Here is an 18,388-nt window from a genome sequence, read left to right as displayed (position 1 = left end):
CTGCACCGCCCAAAAAACGCCCGGGCGAGATTCGCTCGGGCGTTGTTTTTTCTACCGTATACAAAATGGAAATCGCCCGTATGTTGGACGCCAATCTTAAAGCTCAGTTGAAGTCATACCTGGAACGGGTCACCCAGCCGATCGAGATCGTCGCCTCCCTCGACGACGGCGCGAAATCCCAGGAAATGCTCGCGTTACTCAAAGACGTTGCCAGTCTTTCCCAACAAATTACCTTGCTCGACAACGGTACCGATGCGCGCAAGCCATCGTTCTCGTTGAACCGCCCGGGAAGCGATATCAGCCTGCGTTTCGCCGGTATCCCCATGGGGCACGAATTCACTTCGCTGGTGCTGGCCTTGCTGCAAGTTGGCGGTCACCCTTCGAAGGCCAGTATCGAGGTGATCGAACAGATTCGCTCGCTCAAAGGCGAGTTCAACTTCGAGACCTACTTCTCGCTGTCGTGCCAGAACTGCCCGGACGTGGTCCAGGCGCTGAACCTGATGGCGGTGCTGAACCCGAACATCCGTCACGTCGCCATTGACGGCGCGCTGTTCCAGGACGAAGTCACTGAACGGCAAATCATGGCCGTGCCCAGCATCTACCTGAACGGCGTGAATTTCGGTCAGGGGCGCATGGGCCTGGAAGAAATCATCGCCAAGATCGACACCAGCGCCATCGAGCGTCAGGCCGAGAAGATCAGCGCCAAAGACGCCTTTGACGTACTGGTCGTCGGCGGCGGCCCAGCCGGTGCTTCGGCAGCAATCTACGCCGCCCGTAAAGGCATTCGTACCGGCGTTGCAGCCGAGCGTTTTGGTGGTCAGGTGCTGGACACCATGGCGATCGAGAACTTTATCTCGGTACAGGAGACGGAAGGGCCGAAGCTCGCCGTCGCGCTGGAAGAACACGTCAAGCAATACGACGTCGACATCATGAACCTGCAGCGCGCCGACAAGCTGCTGCCGGGTAAAAACGGCGAGCTGCATCAGATCCAGTTCGCCAGCGGCGCTTCACTGAAAGCCAGGACCGTGATCCTCGCGACCGGTGCTCGCTGGCGTGAAATGAACGTTCCGGGCGAGCAGCAATATCGCAACAAAGGCGTGGCGTACTGCCCGCACTGCGACGGCCCGCTGTTCAAAGGCAAGCGCGTTGCGGTGATTGGTGGCGGTAACTCGGGGGTCGAAGCGGCCATCGACCTGGCCGGTATCGTTGCTCATGTCACGTTGCTGGAGTTCGATGTGCAGTTGCGTGCCGATGCGGTGTTGCAGCGAAAGTTGCACAGCCTGCCGAACGTGACCGTGATCACCAGTGCGCAAACCACTGAAGTGACCGGCGATGGGCAGAAGGTCAACGGCTTGCGTTACAAGGATCGTCAGTCAGGCGAAGTGCTGAGCATCGAGCTGGAAGGGATCTTCGTGCAGATCGGTTTGCTGCCGAACACCGATTGGCTCAAGGGCACCGTCGAGCTGTCGCCGCGCGGCGAGATCATCGTCGATAACCGTGGCGAGACCTCGATACCGGGTGTGTTCGCCGCCGGCGATGTAACGACCGTGCCGTACAAGCAGATCGTGATTGCGGTAGGCGAGGGTGCCAAGGCATCGCTGAGCGCCTTCGATCACCTGATTCGCACCTCTGCGCCAGCATAAGCGTCAACGCTGAAAACACAAAACCCCATGAGTGATCATGGGGTTTTGTGTTTGTAGCAAAGGCTAGCGTAGGAGCAAAGCTTGCTCGCGATGAACGATGACCCGGTAGATCAGGCCATCCGCATTGTGCCTATCGCGGGCAAGCCTTGCTCCTACAAAAGGCGGGGCTTACAGCGGTGCCGGCTGAATGATCTCAACCCAGTACGCATCCGGGTCCTTGATGAAGGCCAGGCTCTTCATGCGGCCGTCGTTCAGGCGTTTCTGGAAATCACAGCCCAGTGCTTCGAAGCGCTCGCAAGCCGCGCGGATGTCTGGCACCGAAATGCAGATGTGGCCGAAACCGCGAGGGTCGGTGTTGCCATTGTGGTAGGCGAAATCCGCATCGTTCTCGGTGCCGTGATTGTGAGTCAGCTCAAGAATGCCGGGAATCGATTTCATCCACTGGGTACGTGCAGCGGCGTCGGCCGGGATCTGGTTCTTATCGACCAGCGCGAGGAAGTACAGGCTGAACTCGGCTTCCGGGAAGTCGCGTTTTTCCACCAGCGTAAAGCCGAGGATACGTGTGTAGAAGTCCAGGGATTTGCTGATGTCCTTGACCCGCAACATGGTGTGGTTGAAGACGAATTGCTGCGTGGCGGTGTCAGGTTGGGCGGTAACGCCGGGGAAGGTGTTCAGTTCGTGCAGGCTCATGGGCCCTCCGGAAAAAAGTGGGGCAAACGGCGCTCAAGACAAGAGCTGTCCCTTGGCTTGCAGTTGATGAGGCTTGCTTGCAGTACGCCAATAATACGCAAGGCGGTGTATTGCACCAAAGCAAAACCTTCAGCTATTGCCTGGCGGCGTGGTGGGGCTCAGACTTTAACGTTCGCCCCGTCAGTGTTGAGTGAAATGTTTCGACCGTATCGCTACCTGCTTGTTTTGACCTGCCTGTTTTCGGCTGTTGCCCGCGCCGAGACTGTGCTTCCCGAGATTACCTGGCCCAGCGGCTGGGCAGTGCAAGTGTTGCCACAAGAGGAGGCGACAACTCAAACACCGCCCAGGGTTTCAAGGCAGCGTGCGGTGAAAAACGACGCAAACGGTGATCCGGTGCTGGTCATGGAGTTGACCATGAGCCAGGTTGAGCCTGGGCATGAAGTCAATTTGCAAGGTGTGCTGCTGGAAATGCGCAAGTCCGTGCAAAAGGATTTTTTTCAGGGCGGCTATCAAAGTGTTTGCAACAAAATTCATCCCGCTACATTGAGCAGGCTGCAAGCGCTGGAAACCACCTGTACGGTCACCCAGAATGGACGACATGTGTTGTCGCAAACATTAGTCGCAGCGCTAGATGCTGATAAGGCCTATGTTTTTTCCTACGCAGGCCAAGCCGAGGCTTATGCCGCAAGTCAGGAAGAAATACGCAGTGCGCGAAACAGTTTGAGACTTTAGTAGTGCGCGATGTCTGCACGTTAGCCGTGCCGAGGGGTGTTGTTTAATACCCAAAGGGATTAAGCAGAAAGTTGTACCGGATGCCCATGGTATTTGGCCGGCGTTTCCAACTAGATCGACGATCATCGTTGCATTAAGTATAGGTGAGCATAAAAAAGCCCTGCACAGGCAGGGCTTTTGGAGGGGCGCAGGAAAGCTTAAGTGCGCAGCCAGGAGTCAACGGTGCTTGCACCATATTGTTCCTTCCAGGCTTTCAGGCCACGGTGATTGCCGCCCTTGGTTTCAATCAGTTCACCGGTGTGCGGGTTTTGATAAACCTTGACCACGCGGGCGCGGCGAGTTTTAGGTGCGGCGGCCTGCAGCAGGCCGGATTTTGGGTTCGGGTTGAGAATGGCGATGATGTCGCGCAAGCTCTTGCCGTAGGTTTTCATCAGCCCCTGGAGCTTTTCTTCGAATTCGATTTCTTTCTTGAGCCCGGCGTCGTTCTTCAGCGATTCCAGCTGCGCGAGCTGTTCTTGAAGGGCCTTTTCAGCGGCACGAAATTCAGCGAGTCTGGACAATATCTTTACTCCAATAGTGTGTTTGGCTGATACCAACCGCCAACAAAGCTATAAGCCAAGAGCCTTGTAGCGACTCGGTGTTAATGGCTCACCTGTCAATCTTGTGCAGGCAAGAAAAATTGTAGTAGTTAATTCGCTCAGAGTAAATCACGTCTTTTTCATGATGTAACGCACGTTGCTGTTTGATGCAATTTGCGGCGTGGATCCTTTTGTTGAGGATGTCCATGGAACGCGCAAAGTGGCTAATTAATGGCTGTTCAACGCAATAATGAAATCGGCGCCCGGCATCGGTCGTCCAAATAGGTAGCCTTGCAGGAAGTTCACCCCGTGACGGGCAAGATAATCACTCTGTTCGAGGGTTTCGACACCTTCGGCAACGATACCAAGGTCCAGCTTGGCCGAGAGTTCGATGATGCTGTCGAGTATGTGGCGGGACAAGGCATCAACACCGATCATCGCCACAAAGCTCTGATCTATTTTCAGAAAGTCCACATTGAACTGGCGCAAATAGCCCAGGCTAGAATGCCCGGTGCCAAAATCATCGATCGCAATCATCACCCCCAACGCATGTAACTGTTCGAACAATTGAAGGGTGATGGCGTTGGGTTCGATCAGCTCGCGCTCGGTCAGTTCCAGAACCAGTGCAACCTTGCCGGGCGGGAAGGCGGCGAGAAACTCGCGGCAATCGTCTACCAGCGCAAGGTCACGGCAGTGGCTGGCGGTGATGTTGATGCCGATATGAAAGCGCTCATGGAACACAGGCGCATGCAGGGCGAGCAACGCGGCAGTCTGGCGCATCAACGAGCGGGTCATCGGCACGATCAATCCGGAATGCTCGGCGAATGGAATGAACAGGTCCGGACGCACCAGGCCTTCTTTTGGGTGTTGCCAGCGCATCAGGACCTCGACGCCTGCCCACTCTTTGCTGTCACCATGAACCACAGGCTGGAAGTAAGGAATGAACTCATTGGCTTCCAGTGCCCGTTGCAGTTCGTGAGTCTGTGATGAGGAGCGCTTCTGTAGCCAATGACCAATGGCCCCGGCAATCACCCCAAAGAAGATCAGCAGGCTGAACAGCGGCGGGTATTCGCTTTTCATGTAGCGCCAGACTTCGCCCTCGGGAAAGCCGGCCTCTACTTCAAAGGCATACCGCGAAGACGCAAGGTTGCTTCGGGCTACCGGGAATACGGACAGGGCGCCCTCGTGGACCTGGCCATCGGTAGATAACCAGTGGGGGCCGACGTGCAGTAACAGTAGAGTCTGGCGACCAATCAGCCGCAGGACGTTGCTCAGGTGATAGCCGTCAAGGGCGCTCAGGGCGCCTTGCTTGCCTTCGCTGAGGCGATACACCAGCACCGCGGTATTGGGTGTGACCGGGTTGCCGTTCATCAACCACAACTTGCCTTGTGTGTACTCGCCAGGATCAACCGTTGCCTGATAGTCGCCAAATAGTGAACTGCAATATATGTTGTTGTCCCACACAAGATTGGTCGAACGCACGAAGGGCCGGCGCGTGACTTGTTCGCGCAGGGCCAGTTTGACATCGGCGCAAGGCTGTCCGGCCAGCGGCAGCAGTTCTTGTGCCGCCAGCGCGGTGTCATCGAGCATCAAATCGAATTGCCGCACCGCTTCTTCGGCCGTTTGGTGGGTGCTTTGCTCCAGCACCCGTCCGGCTTGCATGTGCAGAATGACGAAACCCAGTAGTACAGGCACCAAGCCGACCAACAGCGTGATGAGGTTGCGAGTCCGTGGCGTGCGGCGGGCTTTGAAGGTCAAGGGCATGTGTGGAACCTGCGGCGACGGAGTAGGGCTCTCAGAAGAGTAGGGCTCTCAAATGCAGGCAGGACGACGGCTTGCCTCTCAAAAAGAGTACAGACAAGGGCCATGATAGATGGGGTAAAGGCTTTGCGCTTTTCAGCGGTAGTCCAGACTTATGGCCAATTTGATAAACGCGAGGGTCGCCGGTGATGATTGGCGCTGGTCGAGTACTGCCAGGCCAACCTGACGTTTGACCGGTGGTTTAAGGGGCTTTTTCACGTAGCGCGCGTGTTCCGCGTTCGGCAGCGAAAGTTCGGCGACCAGCGTCAAGGCGTCGCCACGGCTGACGGTTTCCAGTGTGCTGAGCAATTGCGAGCTGCGATAGCGAATGTCCGGGGTCAGCCGGGCAGTGCTGAACAGGTGCGAAACCAGCTCCGAAGAGCCTGCTTCAGTGAGAATGAACGGGTCGTGACACAGATCACTCAAGCTCAGGCTGTCGCGTCGGGCGAGTTCATGAGTAGCCGGTATCAGCGCGACCATCTGGTCTTCCACCAGCGCAAACGTATCGAAACGTTCTTCGGGCAACACCACAAAACCGATGTCGATACGCCGCTCTTCAAGCCATTGCAGCACTTGCCGATCCGGGCCTTCGTCAACGTGGACCTCGATTCCGGGATACGCCGCGCGGTAGTGCTGCAAAATCTTCGGCAGCAGTTTGATCGACGAGGTCGGTCCGAATGAGCCGATACGCAGCGTGCCACGTTTCATTCCGCGAGCATCCGCTGCTTCCTGGCGCAGGGTGCTGGCCAGCCCGAGCATGGCGCGGGCGCGCAACAGCAATTGTTGACCGATATCGCTGAGCTCGATGTGGGCCTGATGCCGTCTGAGCAACTCGACACCGAGTTCCTGCTCCAGCGACTTGATGGCATGGGACACCGCCGATTGGGTGATGCCCAGGCGGTTGGCCGCGCTGGTGAAACCGTGCAGCTCGGCCACCAGCGAAAAGATCTCGAGTTGGGTAAGGGTCATGAGCATTTACTCATTTTACGATGATCAGACATTACGCAAAGAATACGTTATCTAACGTCCTTCTCAGCGTGGAGATTTATGAAAAGCCTTGTCCAAAGTGGCTCCCGTGATTCAGATGTTCCGGTCTACCTGAAACTCGCCACTGTCACCATGATCTGGGGTGGGACCTTCGTGGCCGGCCGGTTTCTCGCCGACTCACTCAGCCCGCTATTTGCGGCGAGCTTGCGTTTTCTGCTGGCGAGCCTGGCCTTGCTACTGTTTATGGTTCTGGCGCGCATCCCTTTGGCGCGCCCGACCTTCAGGCAGTGGTTGCAGTTGGGGGTATTGGGTTTTTTCGGGATCTTCTTTTACAACGTGTGTTTCTTTTACGGCTTGCACTACATCAACGCCTCTCGTGCATCGCTGATCGTGGCGCTGAATCCGGCGGTCATCGGGTTGGCGTCGTGGCTGCTGTTCAAGGAGCGCTTGAGTCGAACCAAAATTGCAGGCATCGCGATCTGCATCGCTGGGGCAGGGGTGGTCATTTTCAGTCGCAACCAGCCGGTGTTTGATGGCGGCGCCGCGAACAGCTGGATCGGTGATCTGCTGATTTTCGGTTGCGTGTTGGGTTGGGGAATTTACTCTTTGTTTTCCAAAGGTCTGAACCAGGCGTTGGGCCCGCTGCATACCGTGACCTACTCGATTGTGCTGGGCACACTGATGTTGTGCACGACCAGCGCCGTGCGCGGTGAAGTGAGTCTTGAGGTCCTGGACGATTTGCAGGTGACGCAGCTGTTGAGTCTGTTGTATCTGGGGGTACTCGGCTCGGCGCTGGCCTACATTTGGTACTACGACGGTATTCGTAGAATCGGCGCCACCCGCTCGGGGGTGTTTATCGCCCTGAATCCGCTGACGGCAGTGATACTTGGCGCGCTGTTGCTGGGCGAGCAGTTGAGTGGGGCGATGTACCTGGGAGGCGCGGCGATTTTGCTGGGCATTTACCTGTGCAATAAACCCCTTGCACCGGCGTCAAAAAGGGGGATTTTATAGAGAAGGCGGACAAACATTGTTACGCTGTGTAGAATCAGGTTACGCATATAAGAATAACGTCTTCTGGCAGCAGAAGCCTCGCCCGCAAGAGCCTTGGGTCGACAATGAAGATATTTGGGTTCCAATTGATCTACGGTGATTTTCTCGCCCGCAGTGTGCGGGGTATCTCCTGCGCGCCACCCGCCGCTCTCAGCAGTGCTTGTAACTAACGTTCCGTTAATTCCAAAAGCATCATGATGAGGCGCCAACCATGGCAGATTTATACGAAAACCCAATGGGCCTGATGGGCTTTGAGTTCATCGAACTCGCATCGCCGACCCCGAACACCCTTGAGCCGATCTTCGAGATCATGGGCTTCACCAAGGTCGCGACCCACCGCTCCAAAGACGTGCACCTGTATCGTCAGGGCCAGATCAACCTGATCCTCAACAACGAACCCCACAGCGTGGCGTCGTACTTCGCGGCTGAACACGGTCCGTCGGTATGCGGCATGGCGTTCCGGGTCAAGGATTCGCAAAAGGCCTACAAGCGAGCCCTGGAACTCGGCGCCCAGCCGATCCATATCGAAACCGGCCCGATGGAACTGAACCTGCCGGCGATCAAAGGCATCGGCGGCGCGCCGCTGTACCTGATCGACCGTTTCGGTGAAGGCAGCTCGATCTACGACATCGATTTCGTGTTCATCGAAGGCGTTGACCGTCACCCGGTCGGGGCTGGTCTGAAGATCATCGACCACCTGACCCATAACGTGTACCGCGGCCGTATGGCGTATTGGGCGAACTTCTACGAGAAGCTGTTCAACTTCCGCGAGATCCGTTACTTCGACATCAAGGGCGAATACACCGGCCTGACCTCCAAGGCCATGACTGCCCCGGATGGCATGATCCGCATCCCGCTGAACGAAGAATCGTCCAAGGGTGCCGGGCAGATCGAAGAGTTCCTGATGCAGTTCAACGGCGAGGGTATCCAGCACGTTGCCTTCCTCTCCGATGACCTGATCAAGACCTGGGATCACCTGAAAAAGATCGGCATGCGCTTCATGACCGCGCCGCCAGACACCTACTACGAAATGCTCGAGGGCCGTTTGCCGAACCACGGCGAGCCGGTCAACGAACTGCAAGCGCGGGGGATTCTGCTGGACGGTTCGTCAGAGGCGGGCGACAAGCGTCTGCTGCTGCAAATCTTCTCGGAAACCCTGATGGGGCCGGTGTTCTTCGAATTCATCCAGCGTAAAGGCGACGATGGTTTCGGCGAAGGCAACTTCAAGGCACTGTTCGAATCCATCGAACGTGACCAGGTTCGCCGTGGTGTGCTCTCGACTGAGTAATTTGCCACTGCTGTAAAACTGTAGGAACTGAGCTTGCTAGCGATGGAAGCGCCGCGGTCCGCCGGGATGTTGCGGCGCTGCCATCGCTAGCAAGCTCGGCTCCTACACGGTCAAGGTCAAGGGCGGCGATGCCGCATCAAATGCTTGAAGCCCTCAAACACCAACACCAGCACCGCCAGCCAGATCGGAATGTAGGTCAGCCATTCTCCCGCCTTGATACTTTCCCCCAGCAACAACGCAACCCCCAGCAACAGCACCGGTTCGACGTAGCTCAGCAGCCCGAACAGGCTGAACGGCAGCAAGCGGCTGGCGATGATGTACACCACCAGCGCCGAAGCACTGATCACCCCGAGCATCGGGATCAGCAGCGACAACCACGGGTGTTGATCAAATACGGCAAAGCCTTGTTCACCGCTGTGCACGAACCCGTACGCCACCGGCAGCATCAGCGTCATGTCCAGCCACAAGCCACCGAGGTTGTCCGACGCCAAGCGTCGGCGCAGCACGAAGTAGGTCGGGTAACCGATGGCCACCAAGAGAGTCGCCCAGGAAAAACTGCCCACCTGATACAACTCGTTGAGCACGCCGAGGGTGGCGAAAAACGCGGCGATCTTCTGCAGGTACGAGAGCTGTTCGCCATAGACGATGCGCCCGGTCAGCACCATGGTCAGTGGCAACAGGAAGTAGCCCAGCGAAACGTCAAGGCTGTGGCCGTTCAGCGGCGCCCACATGAACAACCAGAGTTGCACGCCGAGCAATGCCGAGGAAACCAGCAGGCCACCGAACAATGCCGGTTTGCTGCCCACCCGACGGAGGATCTCGACCACGCGCCGCCATTCGCCGGAAACCACCATGAACACGGTCATGCACGGCACGGTCAGCAGCATTCGCCAGCCGAAGATTTCCACGCCGCTCAGGGGCGACAGCAACGAGGTGTAGAAATACATGACGGCGAACAGCACCGAGGCTGTCACCGATAGAGCAATACCTTTAGACAAACTGTCCTCGCGAGACGTGGCGGTAATTCAAGGGGCGCAGAGGATAACGTGGATTGCTCAAAGAATATCGTTCATCTGACTGCACGCTGATCCTGTGGCGAGGGAGCTTGCTCCCGCTCGGCTGCGCAGCTGTCGCAACCCAAGCAACTCGGTTCATCAGTGAGAACGCGATACCTGGGTTTGGGGCCGCCCTGCGGCCCAGCGGGAGCAAGCTCCCTCGCCACATAGGAATGATTCAGGTATTGCGCGGTTTACGACCCGAGACGAAATGACTCACGTCATTGAACCCCGGCGTCGACGAGTGTCCCGGCGTTACCAGCGAGTCAATGAAGGCTTCGTCTTCAGCCGTGATCTTCACTGCCAGGGCCTTGGTGTAGGCATCCCATTGGGCTTCGGTGCGCGGACCGACGATGGCCGAGCTGACGGCAGAGTTGTTCAGCACCCAGGCGATCGCGAACTCGACGATGCCGACGCCGCGCTCTTGGGTGTACGCCTGAATCTGCTGGGCAATGCGCAGCGACTCGACCCGCCATTCGGTTTCCAGGATGCGCTTGTCCTGGCGACCGGCACGGCTGTTGGCGTCCGGAGTGGCGTCTGGCGCGTACTTGCCGCTCAACACGCCACGGGCCAACGGGCTGTAAGGCACCACGCCGAGTCCGTAGGCGTTGGCGGCGGTGATTTGTTCGGTTTCGGCCTGGCGATTGACGATGTTGTACAGCGGCTGGCTGATCACCGGTTTGTCGACGCCGAGTTTCTCGGCGACGCGGATCACCTCGCTGATCCGCCAGCCACGGTAGTTGGACAGGCCCCAGTAACGGATCTTGCCTTGGCGAATCAGGTCGCCGATGGCCGACACCGTGACCTCCAGCGGCGTGTTGTGGTCTTCGCGGTGCAGGTAATAGATGTCCAGGTAATCGGTGCCCAGGCGGGACAGGCTGGCATCGATGCCATTGAACAGGTGCTTGCGGCTCAGCCCGCTGCGATTCGGCACACCGTCCACCGGGCCGAAGCCGACCTTGGAAGCCACCACCCATTCGTGGCGGTGACTGGCAATGGCTTCGCCGACGATCTCCTCGGAGCGGCCGCCGGTGTATACGTCTGCCGTGTCGATGAAGTTGACGCCTTGATCCCAGGCCTTCTCGATGATCCGCAGCGAGTCTTCGGTGCTGGTCTGCTCGCCGAACATCATGGTGCCCAGGGTCAGGGTGGACACTTGCAGTCCAGAGTGGCCCAGTGTGCGGTAGGTCATGTGCGAAATCCTTTTGCCGGTAGGAAAGGCTCAATCAAATACCAGAACAACCGCACGGGGCAAACGGAATTATCGAACACCTCAGATCAATTGTCGGGTATCAAGCGCGCAACGTGCGCGTCATACGCAGCGCCAACAGACTGCCGCAAACAATCACCCCCGCCAGCAGGTACAACGCCGCGTCGGTCGAGCCGGTGCTGTCCTTGACCCAACCGACCAGGTACGGGCTGAGGAAACCGGCCATCTGGCCCATGGAGTTGATCAACGCCAGGCCACCGGCAGCAGCGCCGGCGCTGAGCATGGCGGTAGGCACTGGCCAGAACATTGGCAAGCCGGTGAGGGCGCCCATGGTGGCGATGGTCAGGCCAAGAATTGCAATGGCCGGGTTGGCCGCAAAGTTCACGGCGATCAACAGACCCACCGCGCCCATCAGCATCGGTACCACCAAATGCCAGCGGCGTTCTTTATGCAAGTCAGCCGAGCGACCGACCATCAGCATAAACACGGCTGCCAGCAGGTACGGAATCGCACTGAGCCAGCCGATCACCAGGTTATCGGCGAAACCGAGGTTCTTGATGATCGACGGCAACCAGAAGTTGATCGCGTAGACACCGCTTTGAATGCAGAAATAGATCAGCCCGAACGCCCAGATCGCCGGGTTCTTGAACACGGCGAGCAGCGAATCGGTGGCGGTTTTCGGTTTGCTGGCCCAATCGATGGCTTGATCCGCCTCGAGCACGGCACGTTCTTCTGGCTTGAGCCATTTGGCGCTGGCGAAGTTGTCGCTGAGCAGGAAGAACGCCAGTGCACCGAGGGTGATGGTCGGAATGCCTTGCAGCAGGAACATCCACTGCCAGCCGGCGAGTCCACCCTGGCCGGCGGCGAAGTGGTTGAGAATCCAGCCTGAGAACGGGCTGCCGAGCAGGCCGGAGACCGGAATCGCCGACATGAACAGCGCCATGATGCGGCCACGGCGGAAGGTCGGGAACCACTGCGAGAGGTACAGCACCACGCCCGGGAAAAACCCGGCTTCGGCGGCACCGGTGAACAGGCGTAGGGTGTAGAACCCGGTCGGCGTGGTGACGAACAGCAGGCAGGTCGACAGCATGCCCCAGGTGACCATCATCAGCGCGATCCAGCGCCGTGGGCCAAATCGGGTCAGCGCCAGGTTGCTCGGTACGCCACACAACACGTAGCCGATGAAGAAAATCCCGGCCCCGAGGCCGTACACGGTTTCGCTGAATTTCAGCGCATCGAGCATCTGCAGTTTGGCAAATCCAACGTTGACCCGGTCGAGGTAGTTGAACAGGTAGCAGACAAAGATGAAGGGGATCAAGCGCAGGGTAACGCGCTTGTAGACGGCGTTTTTATCGTCATCGGTGGCCAGGGTGGCAGCGGCGCTCTGTGACATGGCGGGACTCTCTTTATTATGATTTTTTGCGAGGCAAGGGTAACGTTGGTCGCCTGGAGAGTCTCGGTCACCCCTACGCGGAAGTCTTTGTGCCTGAGCACAGGGTTTGCGCCAACAGCCTGTGCGGGTGAACAATCAATCGCCGCACGTTTTCAAGGATTAGCCGCATGTTCGAACTCGATCACGACCTGGCGCAGGATATCGTCGACCGGGCGATGGCCATTCTGCCGTACAACGTCAATGTCATGGACAGCCAGGGGCTGATCCTCGGCAGTGGCGAGCCGGAGCGGATCAACACCCGGCACGAAGGTGCGCAACTGGTGCTGGCGAATGGGCGCGTGGTGGAAATCGACGCGCAGACCGCCGTACACCTCAAAGGCGTGCAGCCGGGGATCAATTTGCCGTTGCTGCTCGATCAGCGTTTGATTGGCGTGTTGGGTATTACCGGTGAGCCCGAGCAACTGCGTACCTATGCGGAGCTGGTGCGCATGACTGCCGAGATGCTGGTCGGCCAGCGCAACCAGCAGGCCGAGCAGCAATGGCGTCGCCAGCGTTGCGATGACCTGTTGGCGTTGCTGCTCAGCGAGGCCGGGGATTCGCCACGGCTGATCGACGAAGCTCAGCAAATGGGCCTCAAGCCGCAGCTGTCGCGCACACCTTATTTGTTCGAGTTGGGCCTGGAACATGGAGCGGGGCAATCCGCCGAGGCCTTGAGTGCCTGGCTGATCTCACGCTATCCCGACAGTTGGTGCGTGAGCTCCGCGAAGTCGTCGTTGCTGTGGTGCCGGCCGACCACGCAAGTGGTGGACAACGAGCGCTTATTGGAAAAACTCGAGGGCCTGGGCTGGAACATTCTGCGTATTGCCGTGGGTGGCCAGGCCGATGGTTTGCAAGGCTTGCGCCGCTGCTATCGACGGGTCGGCGACTTGCTGGCCTATGGGCGCGATGTGCTGCCGAAAACCCGTTTGCTGATACTTAATCGCTATCGATTGCCGGTCATGCTCTGGCGTCATCGCAACGACGATGCGCTGGACGAGTTGCTCACGCCTCTGCGCAAAGTCATCGCCAAGGACAGCAACGGCCAACTGTTGGCAACGTTACGAAGCTGGTGCGAACACGATGGCCAAAGCCAGGCCTGTGCCGATGCGTTGGGCATTCACCGCAACAGCTTGCGTTACCGCATGGAGCGCATTGCCGAACTCAGCGGCGTTGATCCGCTGCGCCTCGACGGCATGCTCGCGCTGTACCTGGGCGTGCAACTGCTGCCACAAACCGAATAGCCACTCACGAACCTGTAGCAGCTGCCGAGCCCGCGAGGCTGCGTTCGGCGGCGTAGCCGTCGTAATTCCTGCTGGCAACTGTTCCCTTACACACCGCAGCGATTGATTTCACGACGGCTGCGCCGCCGAACGCAGCCTCGCGGGCTCGGCAGCTGCTACGTCGGGCGCGCAGGTGTTTGTGAGAATGAACAATAAACCCATGCTGCACTTGTGCAACGGACCGGCGTTATTGTTCATATCAACTGGCAGCATGGGCTCCATTGGAACTGGAGAATTCACATGAAAATCGTCATCGCCCCCGATTCGTTCAAGGACAGCCTGAGTGCCGAAGCCGTGGCCACTGCCATTGCGCTGGGCCTGGCCGAGGTCTGGCCGGATGCGACGCTGGTCAAGTGCCCGATGGCTGACGGCGGGGAAGGGACGGTCGAGTCGATTCTCGCTGCCTGCGAAGGCGAGCTGCGCAGCGCCAGCGTGCAGGGGCCGCTCGGTATACAGGTCGACGCGCACTGGGGCTGGCTGCCCCACAATCACACTGCGATCATCGAAATGGCCGAAGCCAGCGGATTGCAGTTGGTGCCGGTGGGTCAACGCGATGCGTGCATCAGCAGCACCTTCGGCACGGGCGAACTGATCCGCGCGGCACTCGACGCAGGGGCGCAGCGGATCATCCTGGCCATTGGCGGCAGTGCGACCAACGACGCAGGTGCCGGTGCGTTGCAAGCACTGGGCGTACGACTGCTCGATGCCCAGGGCCAGACATTGCAACCGGGTGGCCTGGCGTTGGCGCAACTGGCACGGATCGACCTGAGTGAAATGGACCCGCGTCTGGCCAGCGTGCGCTTCGAAATCGCCGCCGACGTCAACAATCCACTGTGCGGTCCTCATGGTGCCTCAGCGATATTCGGTCCACAGAAAGGTGCATCGGTCGAGCAGGTTCAACAACTGGATCAGGCCCTTGGGCATTTCGCCGGGATCTGTGCCCAAACGCTGGGAAAAGATCTGCGTGACGAACCGGGCAGTGGGGCTGCGGGCGGTCTGGGTTTTGCGGCCAAGGCGTTTCTTGGCGCGCAATTTCGCGCCGGTGTAGAAGTGGTCGCCGACCTGGTCGGCCTGGAAGAGGCGGTACGTGATGCGGACTTGGTGATCACCGGCGAGGGCCGCTTCGATGCCCAGACCTTGCGCGGCAAAACCCCGTTTGGCGTGGCGCGTATCGCCCGGCAGCAGGGCGTGCCGGTGATCGTGATTGCCGGCACGCTCGGCGAGGGCTACCAGCAGATGTACGAACATGGCGTGGACGCGGCCTTCGCCCTCGCGTCCGGGCCGATGACGCTGGAGCAAGCCTGCACCGACGCTCCGCGCCTGCTGCACGATCGCGCCCGGGACATCGCCCGCGTCTGGCGCCTGGCGGTACATAAGCACTGAACACGGTCCTTTGTGGCGAGGGAGCTTGTCGGAACGCCGCACCGTCCCGCTGGGACGCGAAGCGGCCCCGAAATGGAAAAAAATAAAGCAAAGGTTTACGGCGGCTTCGCCACTGAGCGGGACGGTGCGGCGTTCCGACAAGCTCCCTCGCCACAGGTAGGAGCAGTGTTTCACCACTGAAACACTTCTCCTGCCCAGAAATATATTTCGCTCAACCCTCCATAAAATCTAAAGCCCTGCCGATACAGGGTATAGGCGCACACATATCTCAAATAACAGTCGCCTACCTGCATGCCGGGCGTAACTGTCTGCCTGCCAGCGTTCACTGCATGGATGCTCGAAGACTTCACCACCCGAGAGTCATCCTATGTCCATACGTAATATGAATATCGCGCCTCGAGCGTTCCTGGGTTTTGCTTTCATTGCGTTGCTGGTGATCGTGCTCGGCGTCTTTGCCGTGAACCGCATGTCGATCATCCGCCAGGCCTCCATCGACATGGAAAGCAATCAGCTACCCAGCGTAGCCTTCCTTGGGAACATGACCGAGAGCGTCTTGCGCTTGCGTATCCTCTCGTTTCGCGTGCTGGTAAACCGTGACGCCGCCGGACTGCAAGACGCTGAAACCCGCATCAACGTACTCACTGACAAGGCCAGACAAGCTCAAAAGAGCTACGCAGCCCTGCCGGCCGGCCCGGAAGAAGCGGCGCTCTACAAAACCTTTGCCGCTACCCTGGACAGCTATCTGCAAGCCCAAAGCCAGATGATGGAGCTGTCGCGGCAGAACAAAGTCGATGACCTGCGCAACCTGATCAATACGCGGATCAAGGACGGTACCGATCTGATGGGTGTGCAGTTGAACAAGCTGATCGACATTAACAAGGCTGGCGCAACTGCGGCCGACGCTGTCGCTGGCGACCAATATTCTTTCGCTACCAACGGCATCATCGCGGTTTCGGTGTTTGCCGCATTGGTGACAGTGTTGCTGGCCTGGTTGTTGACCCGAAGCATCGTCACACCGCTGAACCGTGCGGTTGCCGCCGCCGAGTCCATTGCTGGCGGTAACCTCGCCAAACCCATCGAAGTCGATGGCAAGGACGAACCGGCGCGTTTGCTCGGCGCCTTGTCGACCATGCAGGCCAACTTGCGCAAAACCATCGAACAGATCGCCGGTTCCGCGAACCAGCTGGGGGCTGCCGCAGAAGAGCTCAGCGCCGTGACCGAAGAAGCGTCGCGCGGTCTGCAACAGCAAAACAACGAGATCGAACAGGCTGCGACCGCCGTCAATGAAATGACCGCCGCCGTGGAAGAGGTCGCACGTAACGCGGTGTCCACCTCCGAAGCGTCGAATCAATCGACCCAGGCCGCCCGTGAAGGTCGCGACCGCGTGGTAGAAACCGTCAACGCCATTCAGACCATGACCCATGACGTACAAAGCACCTCGCTGATGATTGAAGGCCTGGCCACTCAGGGCCGTGATATCGGCAAGGTGCTGGATGTGATTCGGGCGATTGCCGAGCAGACCAACCTGCTGGCACTTAACGCGGCCATCGAAGCGGCGCGTGCCGGTGAAGCCGGACGCGGTTTTGCGGTGGTGGCAGACGAGGTCCGCGCCTTGGCGCATCGCACCGCGCAATCGACCCAGGAAATCGAAAAAATGGTCGCCGGGATTCAAAACGGCACCGGCGAAGCGGTCGACTCCATGCAGCAAAGCAATCAGCGCACGCACACGACCTTGGAGTTGGCCCGTGCAGCCGGCGTGGCGCTGGAGCAAATCACCCAGTCGATCCACCAGATCAACGAGCGCAACCTGGTGATCGCCAGCGCCTCGGAAGAACAGGCGCAGGTGTCGCGCGAAGTGGACCGCAACCTGGTGAACATCCGCGACCTGGCTACCCAATCGGCCGCCGGTGCCAACCAGACCAGCGCCGCCAGCCATGAGCTGTCGCGCCTGGCAGTTGATTTGAATGCCATGGTGGCGCGTTTCGTGATTTGAGATAGGGTTGAATGTGGAGTTCGCGCGACAGGAGAAGTACATGCGCTATTCAGCCTTGACCCAACGAATCGCCGGTGACGGAGCCGACGCCTGGCAGATTCACTACCGAGCGCTGGAATTGCGCGAGCAGGGCGTCGATGTCCTGCTGCTGTCGGTCGGCGACCCGGATTTCGATACGCCAAAACCGATCGTCCAGGCGGCCATCGACAGCTTGCTGGCCGGTGATACGCATTATTCGGAGGTACGCGGCACGCGGTCGCTGCGCACCAGCATCGCCCGTCGTCACACCCGGCGCAGCGGGCAGGTGGTCGATGCCGATCATGTGCTGGTGCTGCCGGGCGCGCAGTGTGCGGTGTATTCGGTGGTGCAATGCCTGCTCGACCCGGGTGACGAAGTGCTGGTCGCCGAACCGATGTACGTGACCTATGAAGGCGTGTTCGGTGCCTGCGGGGCGAAGGTGGTACCCATCGCGGTGCGACCGGAAAACGGATTTCGCGTTGACCCGACGGACATCGCCGCACGGATCACTCCCAGGACGCGCGCCATTCTGCTCAACAGTCCGAACAATCCTTCCGGGGCAAGCCTGTCGCTGGCGATCTGGCAGGCCTTGGCGCGTTTGTGCGTCAAGCATGACTTGTGGCTGATCAGCGATGAGGTCTACAGCGAACTGTTATATGAGGGTGAGCACATCAGTCCGGCCAGCCTGCCGGGGATGGCCGAGCGTACGGCGACCGTGAACAGTCTGTCGAAATCTCACGCCATGACTGGCTGGCGAGTCGGTTGGGTGATCGGCCCGAAACGCTTGACTGAACACCTGGAGAACCTTTCGCTGTGCATGCTCTTTGGCATTCCCGACTTCGTGCAGAACGCAGCGCGGGTGGCACTGGAGGCTGATTTGCCGGAGCTTGCGCTGATGCGCAACGAATACCGTGCGCGGCGTGATCTGGTGTGCGCGCGCCTGGGCGACTGCCCGGGCATCAGCCCGGTGATTCCGGATGGCGGGATGTTCGTGATGGTCGATGTGCGCCAGACCGGGGTCGGTGCGCAGGCATTCGCCGAAAAACTGCTGGAAGGTTATGCCGTGTCGGTGCTCGCCGGCGAAGCGTTCGGGCCGAGTGCGGCGGGGCATATCCGCATTGGCCTGGTGCTCGACCAACAGCGGCTGGCCGAAGCCTGCCGCCGGATTGTGCACTGTGCAACGGAGCTGCTGAAAGCCCACCGGAGCTGACGCGGTACCACCTCCTAATTCGTAGGAGCAAGGCTTGCC

The 18,388-nt window shown here is 59.1% G+C and carries 15 protein-coding genes and 1 pseudogene; 9 read left to right on the top strand and 7 right to left on the bottom strand.

Translation table 11 applies throughout. The features are described 5' to 3' along the window. Positions 1–80 precede the first annotated feature (80 nt). Entirely contained in the window at positions 81–1,643 is a 1,563-nt protein-coding gene (gene ahpF, locus AO353_RS26960; protein WP_054597721.1) for an alkyl hydroperoxide reductase subunit F, read from the top strand. Positions 1,644–1,811: 168 nt separating this feature from the next. On the opposite strand, the gene gloA is transcribed toward ahpF, so the two are convergent. Beyond that, entirely contained in the window at positions 1,812–2,333 is a 522-nt protein-coding gene (gene gloA, locus AO353_RS26955; RefSeq protein ID WP_054597720.1) for a lactoylglutathione lyase, read from the bottom strand. A 195-nt stretch (positions 2,334–2,528) separates the two neighbouring features. On the opposite strand from gloA, the gene AO353_RS26950 reads away from it, so the two are divergent. Then, complete coding sequence (locus tag AO353_RS26950) at positions 2,529–3,065, top strand: DUF4946 domain-containing protein (protein WP_054597719.1); 537 nt, start codon at positions 2,529–2,531, stop codon at positions 3,063–3,065. A gap of 197 nt (positions 3,066–3,262) precedes the next feature. Here the strand turns inward: AO353_RS26950 and AO353_RS26945 are convergent, their stop codons facing one another. From AO353_RS26945 to AO353_RS26935, 3 genes are all read right to left on the bottom strand, one after another. Beyond that, on the bottom strand, positions 3,263–3,625 hold the full coding sequence (locus tag AO353_RS26945; protein ID WP_054597718.1) for a histone-like nucleoid-structuring protein, MvaT/MvaU family: 363 nt from the start codon (positions 3,623–3,625) through the stop codon (positions 3,263–3,265). Between the two features lie 246 nt (positions 3,626–3,871). After that, positions 3,872–5,407, bottom strand: coding sequence for a cyclic diguanylate phosphodiesterase (locus AO353_RS26940; protein WP_054597717.1), 1,536 nt, complete (start codon positions 5,405–5,407; stop codon positions 3,872–3,874). A gap of 132 nt (positions 5,408–5,539) precedes the next feature. Continuing rightward, positions 5,540–6,412, bottom strand: coding sequence for a LysR family transcriptional regulator (locus AO353_RS26935; RefSeq protein ID WP_054597716.1), 873 nt, complete (start codon positions 6,410–6,412; stop codon positions 5,540–5,542). A gap of 78 nt (positions 6,413–6,490) precedes the next feature. Here AO353_RS26935 and AO353_RS26930 point away from each other — a divergent pair, with 78 nt between their 5' ends. Beyond that, complete coding sequence (locus AO353_RS26930; protein WP_054597715.1) at positions 6,491–7,441, top strand: DMT family transporter; 951 nt, start codon at positions 6,491–6,493, stop codon at positions 7,439–7,441. 250 nt (positions 7,442–7,691) lie between these two features. After that, positions 7,692–8,768, top strand: coding sequence for a 4-hydroxyphenylpyruvate dioxygenase (gene hppD, locus AO353_RS26925; protein WP_054597714.1), 1,077 nt, complete (start codon positions 7,692–7,694; stop codon positions 8,766–8,768). A 116-nt stretch (positions 8,769–8,884) separates the two neighbouring features. On the opposite strand, the gene rarD is transcribed toward hppD, so the two are convergent. The 3 genes from rarD to AO353_RS26910 all read right to left on the bottom strand — a co-directional run bounded on the left by rarD (position 8,885) and on the right by AO353_RS26910 (position 12,426). Beyond that, on the bottom strand, positions 8,885–9,766 hold the full coding sequence (rarD, locus tag AO353_RS26920) for an EamA family transporter RarD (protein WP_054597713.1): 882 nt from the start codon (positions 9,764–9,766) through the stop codon (positions 8,885–8,887). Between the two features lie 235 nt (positions 9,767–10,001). After that, complete coding sequence (locus AO353_RS26915; RefSeq protein ID WP_054597712.1) at positions 10,002–11,015, bottom strand: aldo/keto reductase; 1,014 nt, start codon at positions 11,013–11,015, stop codon at positions 10,002–10,004. Between the two features lie 100 nt (positions 11,016–11,115). Continuing rightward, on the bottom strand, positions 11,116–12,426 hold the full coding sequence (locus tag AO353_RS26910) for an MFS transporter (protein WP_054597711.1): 1,311 nt from the start codon (positions 12,424–12,426) through the stop codon (positions 11,116–11,118). 167 nt (positions 12,427–12,593) lie between these two features. On the opposite strand from AO353_RS26910, the gene AO353_RS26905 reads away from it, so the two are divergent. From AO353_RS26905 to AO353_RS26890, 5 genes and pseudogenes are all read left to right on the top strand, one after another. After that, positions 12,594–13,706 carry a sugar diacid recognition domain-containing protein gene (locus tag AO353_RS26905; RefSeq protein ID WP_054597710.1) on the top strand — a complete coding sequence of 371 codons (1,113 nt, stop codon included), beginning with the start codon at positions 12,594–12,596 and terminating at the stop codon, positions 13,704–13,706. Between the two features lie 279 nt (positions 13,707–13,985). Next, positions 13,986–15,128, top strand: coding sequence for a glycerate kinase (locus tag AO353_RS26900; protein WP_054597709.1), 1,143 nt, complete (start codon positions 13,986–13,988; stop codon positions 15,126–15,128). A gap of 367 nt (positions 15,129–15,495) precedes the next feature. Beyond that, positions 15,496–16,263 (top strand): annotated as a pseudogene (locus tag AO353_RS32285) (MCP four helix bundle domain-containing protein); the annotation flags it as partial. Then, positions 16,258–17,121, top strand: coding sequence for a methyl-accepting chemotaxis protein (locus AO353_RS32280; RefSeq protein WP_371917664.1), 864 nt, complete (start codon positions 16,258–16,260; stop codon positions 17,119–17,121). The pseudogene AO353_RS32285 and the gene AO353_RS32280, both read left to right, overlap by 6 nt. 40 nt (positions 17,122–17,161) lie before the next feature. Continuing rightward, positions 17,162–18,349 carry a pyridoxal phosphate-dependent aminotransferase gene (locus tag AO353_RS26890; protein ID WP_054597707.1) on the top strand — a complete coding sequence of 396 codons (1,188 nt, stop codon included), beginning with the start codon at positions 17,162–17,164 and terminating at the stop codon, positions 18,347–18,349. Positions 18,350–18,388: the final 39 nt, after the last annotated feature.

Source organism: Pseudomonas fluorescens, from assembly GCF_001307155.1.
GTDB classification, from domain to species: Bacteria; Pseudomonadota; Gammaproteobacteria; order Pseudomonadales; family Pseudomonadaceae; genus Aquipseudomonas; species Aquipseudomonas helvetica.
This window is presented reverse-complemented; position numbering and strand designations above follow the sequence as displayed.

Coding starts and splice junctions, on each gene's coding strand:
- hppD (WP_054597714.1), top strand. CDS start 7,692: ATGGCAGATTTATACGAAAACCCAATGGGCCTGATGGGCTTTGAGTTC.
- AO353_RS26890 (WP_054597707.1), top strand. CDS start 17,162: ATGCGCTATTCAGCCTTGACCCAACGAATCGCCGGTGACGGAGCCGAC.
- AO353_RS26930 (WP_054597715.1), top strand. CDS start 6,491: ATGAAAAGCCTTGTCCAAAGTGGCTCCCGTGATTCAGATGTTCCGGTC.
- ahpF (WP_054597721.1), top strand. CDS start 81: ATGTTGGACGCCAATCTTAAAGCTCAGTTGAAGTCATACCTGGAACGG.
- AO353_RS26950 (WP_054597719.1), top strand. CDS start 2,529: ATGTTTCGACCGTATCGCTACCTGCTTGTTTTGACCTGCCTGTTTTCG.
- AO353_RS26910 (WP_054597711.1), bottom strand. CDS start 12,426: ATGTCACAGAGCGCCGCTGCCACCCTGGCCACCGATGACGATAAAAAC.
- AO353_RS26900 (WP_054597709.1), top strand. CDS start 13,986: ATGAAAATCGTCATCGCCCCCGATTCGTTCAAGGACAGCCTGAGTGCC.
- AO353_RS32280 (WP_371917664.1), top strand. CDS start 16,258: ATGCAGGCCAACTTGCGCAAAACCATCGAACAGATCGCCGGTTCCGCG.
- AO353_RS26935 (WP_054597716.1), bottom strand. CDS start 6,412: ATGACCCTTACCCAACTCGAGATCTTTTCGCTGGTGGCCGAGCTGCAC.
- AO353_RS26915 (WP_054597712.1), bottom strand. CDS start 11,015: ATGACCTACCGCACACTGGGCCACTCTGGACTGCAAGTGTCCACCCTG.
- AO353_RS26940 (WP_054597717.1), bottom strand. CDS start 5,407: ATGCCCTTGACCTTCAAAGCCCGCCGCACGCCACGGACTCGCAACCTC.
- gloA (WP_054597720.1), bottom strand. CDS start 2,333: ATGAGCCTGCACGAACTGAACACCTTCCCCGGCGTTACCGCCCAACCT.
- AO353_RS26905 (WP_054597710.1), top strand. CDS start 12,594: ATGTTCGAACTCGATCACGACCTGGCGCAGGATATCGTCGACCGGGCG.